Origin of the sequence: Aeromonas sp. QDB68, assembly GCF_027707405.1 — a bacterium.
Classification (GTDB): domain Bacteria; phylum Pseudomonadota; class Gammaproteobacteria; order Enterobacterales; family Aeromonadaceae; genus Aeromonas; species Aeromonas caviae.
Genome location: NZ_JAPCIQ010000115.1, coordinates 1 through 9,306, shown reverse-complemented (window position 1 = coordinate 9,306; position 9,306 = coordinate 1). Strand labels below are relative to the sequence as shown.

Genomic DNA, 9,306 nt, shown 5'->3' with positions numbered 1-9,306 from the left:
GAGGTCACATGGAAGATCAGATCCTGGAAAACGGGAATGGTTCCGTTCAGGGCGCTACTTGTGTATAAGAGTCAGCCAATACCCTTGTTGTTATAGTTACTAGAACTTGGAGACTGTCCCATGTTGAGTTTTACAATCTCTCCTAGCTGAGCGACCATCCAATCCTCCGGAATATCTCCCAGTTCGCTGGGTTTATAGCCTTTTTTAGTCCCATCGGGGCGTAGGGCGAAGGCAGGCAGGCGGGTGCGGCCGGTCAGCAGTTGCTGCATGGTGGCGCTCTTGATGGCCTGCTTTTTGGCGATCAGCTGCTCCAGTGCATCGATCAGTGCATCGCTATCCAACAGCACATTGGCAATGGCGGTTTGTTCTTTCACCGATGGAAGGGGTAATTCGTAATTTTTTATATCTGTACTTGTTATATTCGGGTCTTTCCGACTGCTACTAGCAACTAACTTCCAATAATCAACATGGTAATTCAGTTGGCTCAATAGAAAACCAGAATAAAGCTTTGAACCATCTGGAATTATTGCCAACAATGCTTGATTAATTGCAGCATCTGTTCTCAACAAACCAGTTCGTCCAATTTGATTAAAACCACCGTACATGGCCACGAGGACGGAGCCTGCTTTATGCTTTCTCAGGCTTGTATTAGTCAAAGCAGCATCTGTTACATATTCATCCGTTTCAAAAATAGGTCCATTATTCAAATCTAAAGTTTTCACCCAAGGATGATGGCCATCTTTATAAAAAAGATCATATTGACTCCGGGATGGAGTAGTACCACCACCGAATAATGCCACATCCTTTAGCGATGAAACCTCCCAATCCTCCGGAATAACCCCCACTTCTGTCTGCTTATAGCCTGCCGGAATCGCCTTACCTGCTGTCTCTTGCATCATCTGTTCTGCCATTATGCCCACTCCAGCCCCATGCTCTTGCGATGAACTGCCACCTTGGCCGCCTGTGGTGTTCGGCTTGTCTGTTATGGTCATGGGTTACTCCTGTGCCAGGCTACGAGCCTGCTCCAGCCGAGCCTGCACACGCATGCCCGCACGCTCCAGTTCTGGGTTATCGCTTCGCTTTGGTACCACTGCCGGGCAGCCGGATTGTCAATGCGACTTAGCAGGTTGTAGTGGGACCAGCTCAATTCGAGAGACACCGTCTCCTGAATTGGAAAGGCGAGATAAAAACGCCGCATATTACGCAGATTGCTGGCATCAAAGCCCTTGCCGAAGCGACTGGTCAGCTGCACGGCTAACTGGGCCAGCAACTGCTGGCCATAGGCAGCCCGGGTTTGTCCCTGCTGTTCGGATTCGACGATAAGACAACCGATCTGCCAGTAACAGCTCACCATGGCGCTGTTAACGGCTCGATGAACCTGAGTACGAGCCTGTTCAATCAGGCTGCCGAACTGGCCAAAGAGCCGATCGGCCTGTTGTTGCGCCTCCGGCAGCAACATAAAAGCGTTCTGTTGATTCATCGCGTCCACTCCAGCCCCATGCTTTTGAGATGCGCGGCCACCTTGGCCTCCAGATCTGCGACCTGCTGGGTCAGCTGCGGCAGGGTGGCGCTATAGCGCTCCTCCAACTCCTTGACGCGGTTGGCCAGCTGCTGGGTAATGCGCTCAATCTCCGCCTCGATGGCGGCCTGCAAGCTGGCACGCCACTTATCCTCCACCAGCAGTTGCTTGATCTCATCCTCGGTCAGCTTGGGGTAACGGGCAACCACAGCCCGATCCACCACCTCTTGCGCTTCTTTTACCGCCTTTTTAGCCTGACTTTCCGCTTCGAACAGCTTGATGGCGGTTTTTAGCGCCGCCTTTTCCTCGGCATCGCTGGCTTGCTTGAGCCGCGCCTTCAAGCTGGCGGCGTTGATCTTGCCCGCGTCGTTGGCCGCGTCACTCAGCAGCCCCTCCTCACCGCCCTGCTCTTCCAGATAGCTTTCCAAGGCTTGGCTTGCCTCATCCGCGGCGGCCTGCAGGGCATCAATGGCGGCCTGCTCATCGCTAAAGAAACGGGCCACCAGCAGCGCCGGTGGCAACAGCTCGGCCTTGTACTTGGCGCGGCCTAGCACCAGATCCGGCGTCTCTTTAAGCTTTTCGCCCTTATCGACTTTAAGCTCGCGCAGCACCTTGCCCGCCGCCCAGCCATCCTGGCAGAGCACATAGACATCGTCCTGCATCACGGCATGCCAGTAGTCCAGCAGCAGTTGGTAGATATCGTAGTTATCCAGCAGCGGCAGCGGCGCATAGGCGGCGAGCAGCGATTCGCTGATCTCTTCGATCAATGCCTTGGGCGATTCACCCGGCTTTATCTCCGGCAGATGGCACTCGGTAAACCAGCGTGAGAAGGGTTCGAGCGAGGCAGATGCAAAACGGACAAATTCGGGGTGCGCCAGTATGGTGCCCTTGACCTTGGCGGCCTCCACCAACCCATGGCTATAACCCGCATGGGCCGGAGCAAACAGATCGGCCCGCAGAGTCGGGAACACCTGCCAGTAAGCGCCCAGGGCGTCGATATCCCGATTGGGAATGCCGCCTTTAAGGTGGGCGGCCAGATCGTGCAGATCTTCGGCCTCGCTGGCATCGATATAGCGCGGAATATTCAGGTTGTAGTCGTTGGCGGCGATCTCGGAGAGCGGCACGGCGCGGCTGTAACGGGGGATCACCTGCTCGCGGGTAAAGGTATCGACGATCTTGTGGATGTCCTGCTCACGCAGCCGGTTCTTGTTGCCATCTTTGATAAAGCCTTTGCTGGCATCGATCATAAACAGGCTCTGGCTGCTGTAGCCGTTGGCCTGGATAGCGCGCTGGTGCGCCGTCTCCTTGTCGATGACGATGATGCAGGCCGGAATGCCGGTGCCGTAGAAGAGGTTGGCAGGCAGGCCGATGATGCCCTTGATAAAGCCCTGTTTGAGCAGATTCTCGCGGATGCGCGCCTCGGCATTGCCACGGAACAGCACGCCGTGGGGCAAGATCACCGCCCCCTTGCCACGGCTGTTGAGGCTCTTGATGATGTGCAGCAAGAAGGCGTAATCGCCGTTTTTCTCCGGCGGTACCCCCCAGACAAAGCGGCCAAACTCATCGTGCTCAGCATCCAGGCCGCTGGTCCAGTTCTTGTTGGAAAAGGGCGGGTTGGCGACGGCAAAGTCGAAGCACTTGAGCTGGTTGTTGCCCTCCTTCCACTGGGGCGCGGCCAGGGTATTGCCCTTCCAGATCTTGGCGGTCGGATTGTCGTGCAGGATCATGTTCATGCGCGCCAAGGCGCTGGTGGCGTTATCCATCTCCTGACCGTAGATGGTGAGCCCCTTGGGTCCCGCCTCGTCACTGGCCTTGAGCAGCAAGGAGCCGGAGCCGCAGGTGGGGTCGTAGACGGTGGCATCTTGCGGCGTCTGGCGACTGATGCCGATCACCTTGGCCAGAATGCGCGACACCTCGGCCGGGGTATAGAACTGCCCTTTGGACTTGCCCGATTCGGTGGCGAAGTGGCGCATCAGGTATTCGTAGGCATCGCCTAGCAGATCATCGCCCTCGGTGCGGTTGGCGGAGAGATCCAGCCCCTCGAAGATGCCGATCAGCTTGGTCAGGCGGTCGATCATCTCCTTGCCCTTGCCGAGCTTGTCCTCATCGTTGAAGTCGGCGATATCGATAACGCCCTTGAGATCATTGGCTTCGGCCAGCGCCGAGATGGTGAGGTTGATCGCCTCGCCGATATTCGCGGTCCCCTTGAGCGCCACCATGTCACTAAAACTCGCCCCGTGCGGCACCTCAATCATGGCGTAGGGGTTACCCTTGGCCTTGTCGGAAACGTACTTCACAAACAGCAGGGTGAGCACATAGTCCTTGTACTGGGAGGCGTCCATGCCACCGCGCAGTTCATCGCAACTGGCCCACAGGGAGGAGTAGAGTTCGTTTTTCTTGATAGCCATGGAAAGGGTTCCAATAAGAGTCAGTTTGCGCCAAGGGCGCATGGAAAACGAAAAGAGGCGATTGTTTGCACCCATACGGGTGAGCACGCCAGAGATTGCCAACGAGTTTACCCACTTGACCCCGTGGCAACCATGGTGGATATCACATCAGTGACGGATAGGCAGATCGTTTGCTGCAAAAGCCATCATTTGCCTTCCAGCAAGGCCGGCGGTGTGCTCTCGCCACGGCATTTGAGTTGCCCCAGCGCGTTGGTTCGACAGACGGTGCCATCAGATGCACGCAACTGACCAAGTGCATCTTCACGCCATGTCACCCGTTCACCGGTTTTGGCATTGCTGCCGCGAATATTGCCCAGCGCGTCTTGCCGATAGGTAGTGCCATCGCTCCTCTTAAGATTGCCGAGCGCGTCCTTACGCCAGGTCGTTCCGGTTCCCGAGTCTTTGATGTTGCCAAGCGCATCCTCACGTAAGGTGCCCTGCTTGCCATCGTCACATTGATAGCGGGTATGGCCCAATGCATCTTTTCGATAGGTGCAGTCGGCTGCAAACACGACTTGCGGCGTTAGGCTCAGCAGCAGTGCGGCCAGCGACCACTGGCGTGTCGCTAACCAAAAGCCGGGTTGGTGACTCATTGCATCTCTCCTCTGACGTGAACTCGATTGACTATACCGGGCCAGCCGCTCAGCCTCGATACTGAGGTTTTTAACATGTCGTGTTTTCAGGCGGATGCGTGATGGCAAGACGTCCACTGAGGCGCGTTCAGTCCAGCTTGAGATAATTAACCTCGTTTGTATTTACCCACTTGCTCAAGAAAGTAGCTGCCCAGCTCACCCTTATGCTGGCTTGCTTCGCTTTCTGCGCTGGCCAAGTGACCGTTGCGCTCTTTCCATACGGCATATGCGGCAGCCTTCTCGACCTCGACCCGTTCTTGCTGCTCTTTCGGTAGGGCACACAGATTGTGACTCATACTGATCTCTTTGTTATTTGTTGGCGCCATGGTACGCCATCAGTGGCATGCGGGACTTGCGCTGGTTCAAAGGTGGCGCGCTATAATGCCTGTATATAAACACAGGCGTTATTACCATGAAGCTGTTAACCCCAGACCCATCACCCGCCGAGGTGACCATCCCGCTGTTCTTGCACCGCGCCTCTTGTGGCTTTCCCAGCCCAGCCAGCGACTATCTGGAAGGGAAGTTGGACCTCAACACCCACTGCGTGCCGCACCCTGCAGCAACCTTCTATCTGCGTGCCGAGGGGGAGAGCATGACCGGGGTCGGCATCTTTCCCGGTGACTTGCTGGTGGTCGATAAGAGCCTCACCCCTCGCCATGGTGATGTGGTGATTGCACTACTCGATGGCGGCTTCACGGTAAAGACCTTGCAGCTCAAGCCGAGGTTGCGGCTGCTGCCAGCCAATCCGGCGTTCGCGCCTATCGACCCTTGTATGAGTCTCTCCCTGGAGTTGTTCGGAGTGGTCACCCATGTGATTGGCAATCTGAGGCAGCGTGATGGCTATAGCGCTCGTTGATGTAAACAACTTCTACGCCAGCTGTGAGCGGCTGTTTCGCCCTGAGCTGCGTGGCCGCCCGATCGTGGTGCTCTCCAACAATGATGGATGCGTGGTGTCGCGCAGCCCCAAGGCCAAGGCGATGGGCATCAAGATGGCCGGGCCCTACTTCAAGATCCGCGAGCAGTTCGAGGCGCATGGCGGTGTGGCGTTCAGCTCCAACTACGCGCTCTATGGCGATATGTCTGGCCGAGTGATGAGCACGTTAGAGACCATGGCCCCCGAGCAGGAGGTCTACTCCATCGATGAAGCATTCCTGTCACTGTCGGAGTCGTTTGCCGGGAACCTGACAGCCTATGGGCAACAGATCCGGCAGCGAGTGTGGCAGTGGACCGGCCTAACGGTAGGGGTTGGGATCGGCCCCACCAAGACCCTCGCCAAGCTGGCCAACTATGCAGCCAAGAAGTGGCCTGCCACGGGCGGCGTTGTGGACTTGCGTGACGAGCTGCGCCGTGCCCGGCTGATGGCTATCACCCCGGTGGATGAGGTGTGGGGCATAGGACGGCGCTTGGGCGCTAAGTTGGTGGCACAAGGCATCAACACCGTGGCTGACCTGGTGGCTAGCGATGCCAAAGGGTTACGCGCCCAATACGGCGTGGTGGTCGAGCGGATCGTACAGGAGCTGCGTGGCCTGCCTTGCGCAGAGCTGACCGTTGAACCGGCTGCTGAAGCGGTTACGCGAACACAAGGACGAATTATTGCTGGTGCTGAAGCGGCCGGAGGTGCCGTTGCACACCAATGGTAGCGAGCGGGACATCCGGGGTCATGTGAAGAAGCGAAAGGTGAGCGGAAGCACCCGCAGCGAGGAAGGGAGACGTTGCCGGGATACATTTATGAGTCTGAAAAATACCTGCAGAAAGTTGGGTATGTCGTTCTGGAAATATCTGCAGGAGAGGATAAATGGTGGTCCATTTGTGCCGCTAGCTGAACTGATCAACCAGCGGTAAAAGGAGCCCATCGCCACGACTTAATGAGAAGTTACTTGATTATTTTGTATCTATTTGATTTCATTGGGTTTCCCGCCGCCGAATGGCGGCAGGAACTGGATACAGCACACCACGCTTACAACTGGAACTGGGCAACCCGTCCCTGCAGCTGTTCGGCTAACTGGCTCAGGGAGAGGCAGGCGGAGGCCGTCTGCTCGGCGCCACTGGCCACCTCGTTGGCCGCCTCATGGATCACCGCTATGTTGCGGTTCAGATCCTCGGTCACCGAGTTCTGCTCCTCGGTGGCGGTGGCAATCTGGGTGTTCATGTCCGAGATCAGCGCCACCGATTCGGTGACCTTGTGGATTATGGAGCCCACATCCGAGGTACTGTTCACCGTGGTGTCCATCAACTGACGGCTATGATCCATATTCTCCACCGTCTCGCGGGCCCGGCTCTGCAGCAGATCTATGATGCGGTTGATCTCGCTGGTAGAGTCCTGGGTTCGCTTGGCCAGGGTGCGCACCTCGTCGGCCACCACGGCAAAACCCCGACCATGCTCACCGGCCCGTGCCGCCTCGATGGCGGCATTGAGCGCCAGCAGGTTGGTCTGATCGGCGATGGAGCGGATCACCTCCAGCGCCACACCGATGCTCTGGCTATCCTGCTGCAGATGATCCACCACCTGCCCGGCCTGCTCCAGCTTCTGCGCCACCACACCGGTATCCTTGATGGCCAACTGCACGGCATGCAACCCCGCCGAGGAGTCCCCCGCCGCCGTACTGGCCGAGTTGGCCGCCTCGTTGCAGTTGCGCGACACCTCCTGCACCGTGGATTGCAACTCGTTGATGGCGGCGGCAAACTGATCGATCTCTTGGAGCTGCTGGGCAACCCCCTGAGAGGATTGGGTAGCGATGGCATTGACCTCCTCCACCGACGTTCCCAATTGGTGAACGGCAGCGGCCACATCGGCAATCAGGGTCCGCAGATTGGTGTGCATGCTGCCAAAGGCCGAGGCCAGCTGGCCCAGTTCGTCGCGAGCAAAGCAGCGCGGATCCAGCGTGCCGCTCAAATCGCCTCTGGAGAGCCGATTGGCCTGCTCCACCTGGTGCGCCAGCGGCTTTCTGATCTGGCCGGAGAGCCAGTAGGCCAGCCCAAACACCAGCAACACCGCCGCCAGTAGCGAACCGACGATCCAGCGCTTGGCCTGTTTATTGGCACGGTTAAACTGGGCCTCCATGGCACTAGCCTGCTGCTGGTTCAGGTCCATCAGCTTGCCAACCAGGGAGGTAAGCCCATAGTAGAGCGCAACGGATGCCACCGACTTCTGGGCCGCCACCTCGGTCTGCCCTTCTCGCTTCAGGCTCATGATCTCCTGGTGCAGGGGCAGATAAGCCTGCCACTTGTTGCGCAACTCCTCGAACAGCGTCCGCTGCTCCGGGGTGCGCAAATCACTCTCATAATCCGCCAGGCTCTGCTGCACCCGGGTCACCGTCTCGGCCACCAACTGCTCCTCCTGAGGTAGATTGGCCCCATTGCCCAGCAACATGAAGCGCAGCTCCAAGCGCCGGACATCATCCAGGTTTTGCTTGAGTGCCGCACTATCGAGCATTTCCGGTATGATTTGGGTACTGATGATATGAAACTTCTCTTCGGCACCGCTTAGGAAGGATGTGAACTAGAACACTAGGCAAACCGCTGGCCATCCCCGGCCCCGGCCCGGCGGCGAACCTTCCAGGCTAAAAGAACAAGGGTGGGGAAACACGGAACCGCTTGCTCAGTGCTTCAATGTGTTGCTTAATTCAGCTTCTTCCCGTCTGCGGCGTTCAAGAGCTTGCTGACATTCGATTTAGGGGAGCCCGCAGAATTCGGAAAAAATCGTACGCTAAGGTTTTCCGGGCATCCGTAGGGGCCGAAACTTCCCGTCTTCCAGTCTGCGGCTCTGCCGCCAGACGTAATCGCCGGTTAGGTTGATGTGCTCCCAGCCCAGAGGCGACAGGAATTGCAGCAGCTCGCCGTCCACCGGCTTGCCGGCCTCGACCAACCCCTGGGTGGCGCGCTCCAGGTACACCGTGTTCCACAGCACGATAGCCGCCGTCACCAGGTTGAGGCCGCTGGCCCGGTAGCGCTGCTGCTCACGGATCAGCGCACGCTCGAACTCGGCGAAGGCCCCCATCACCGACAGCATCAGGTTGGCCATCGGCGAGTCCTCGCCGGTGAATACCAGCCCCTCCTTCAAGAACTCGATGCGTACGCCGCGCTGGGTCAGCTTCTGTACAAGGCGGCGCAGGTCGTCGAGGTTGCGGGCCAGACGATCCATGCTGTGCACCACCACGGTGTCGCCCTCGCGGACGAAGCTCAGTAGCGCTTCGAGCTGGGGGCGCTGGGTGTCCTTGCCCGAGGCTTTGTCGGTGAACACCTTGCTCACCTGGGTCTGTTCCAGCTGGCGTTCCGGGTTCTGGTCGAAGCTGCTGACCCGGACGTAGCCGATGCGGTGCCCCTGCACGATGTCTCCTTGGTTGAAGGCGGCTTAAGTGCTCCTTCTGTTCCGTTGTGCCTCAAACCCCGTTTCTGTCAGGCTGAAATCTATGACCTTCGCGGGCATGTGTCAAAAAATGCGAAAGATGACTCTATTCTGACGAAGCGGCGCGGCCTTGCCTGACATCCAGTTAGGGTATAACCTAGATTTACATGCGCAATGCAACCCTTAACTTGCTGCACCTATCGTGTCCATGCTAGCTTTATCGTAACGCTAAAGAAATTGGGCTTAATGCCGAACACAATAAAATAAAACAGCCAACTCTTGAGGCTCTTATGCGCCAGAATTTACCAGTGACGGGTCGAAACTTAGAACTCCCAAAAGATGCCAATATTCTTTCGACTACCT

General features: G+C 57.5%; 8 protein-coding genes and 3 pseudogenes. 3 read left to right on the top strand and 8 right to left on the bottom strand.

Annotated elements, in window-relative coordinates; translation table 11 throughout:
- Positions 1–71: 71 nt before the first annotated feature.
- The 5 genes from PG892_RS20020 to PG892_RS20000 form a co-directional block, all read right to left on the bottom strand.
- The gene (locus tag PG892_RS20020; protein ID WP_270825757.1) at positions 72–992 is read right to left on the bottom strand and encodes a restriction endonuclease subunit S; all 921 of its coding nucleotides are present in this window, start codon (positions 990–992) and stop codon (positions 72–74) included.
- Positions 989–1,480 carry a DUF1016 N-terminal domain-containing protein gene (locus PG892_RS20015; protein ID WP_051505340.1) on the bottom strand — a complete coding sequence of 164 codons (492 nt, stop codon included), beginning with the start codon at positions 1,478–1,480 and terminating at the stop codon, positions 989–991. Before PG892_RS20015 ends, PG892_RS20020 begins: the two co-directional genes overlap by 4 nt.
- Complete coding sequence (locus tag PG892_RS20010; RefSeq protein WP_270825756.1) at positions 1,477–3,927, bottom strand: type I restriction-modification system subunit M; 2,451 nt, start codon at positions 3,925–3,927, stop codon at positions 1,477–1,479. Before PG892_RS20010 ends, PG892_RS20015 begins: the two co-directional genes overlap by 4 nt.
- 185 nt (positions 3,928–4,112) lie before the next feature.
- On the bottom strand, positions 4,113–4,559 hold the full coding sequence (locus PG892_RS20005) for a hypothetical protein (RefSeq protein ID WP_043852095.1): 447 nt from the start codon (positions 4,557–4,559) through the stop codon (positions 4,113–4,115).
- Positions 4,560–4,705: 146 nt separating this feature from the next.
- Positions 4,706–4,894: a DUF3283 family protein gene (locus PG892_RS20000; RefSeq protein WP_021138010.1), complete on the bottom strand. Its 189-nt coding sequence runs from the start codon at positions 4,892–4,894 to the stop codon at positions 4,706–4,708.
- 116 nt (positions 4,895–5,010) lie between these two features.
- Here PG892_RS20000 and umuD point away from each other — a divergent pair, with 116 nt between their 5' ends.
- From umuD to PG892_RS22695, 3 genes and pseudogenes are all read left to right on the top strand, one after another.
- Positions 5,011–5,454: a translesion error-prone DNA polymerase V autoproteolytic subunit gene (umuD, locus tag PG892_RS19995; protein ID WP_024945037.1), complete on the top strand. Its 444-nt coding sequence runs from the start codon at positions 5,011–5,013 to the stop codon at positions 5,452–5,454.
- A pseudogene (locus PG892_RS19990) lies at positions 5,435–6,163 on the top strand (Y-family DNA polymerase); the annotation flags it as partial. The gene umuD and the pseudogene PG892_RS19990, both read left to right, overlap by 20 nt.
- Positions 6,164–6,197: 34 nt before the next feature.
- Positions 6,198–6,440 carry a hypothetical protein gene (locus PG892_RS22695; RefSeq protein WP_231557019.1) on the top strand — a complete coding sequence of 81 codons (243 nt, stop codon included), beginning with the start codon at positions 6,198–6,200 and terminating at the stop codon, positions 6,438–6,440.
- A 115-nt stretch (positions 6,441–6,555) separates the two neighbouring features.
- On the opposite strand, the gene PG892_RS19985 is transcribed toward PG892_RS22695, so the two are convergent.
- From PG892_RS19985 to PG892_RS19975, 3 genes and pseudogenes are all read right to left on the bottom strand, one after another.
- A complete protein-coding gene (locus PG892_RS19985) occupies positions 6,556–8,031 on the bottom strand; it encodes a HAMP domain-containing methyl-accepting chemotaxis protein (protein ID WP_270825755.1) in 1,476 nt (491 codons plus the stop codon).
- A 273-nt stretch (positions 8,032–8,304) separates the two neighbouring features.
- Positions 8,305–8,556: pseudogene (locus tag PG892_RS19980) on the bottom strand (Tn3 family transposase); the annotation flags it as partial.
- Positions 8,557–8,925, bottom strand: a pseudogene (locus tag PG892_RS19975) (recombinase family protein); the annotation flags it as partial. It lies immediately after the preceding pseudogene.
- Between the last annotated feature and the right edge of the window lie 381 nt (positions 8,926–9,306).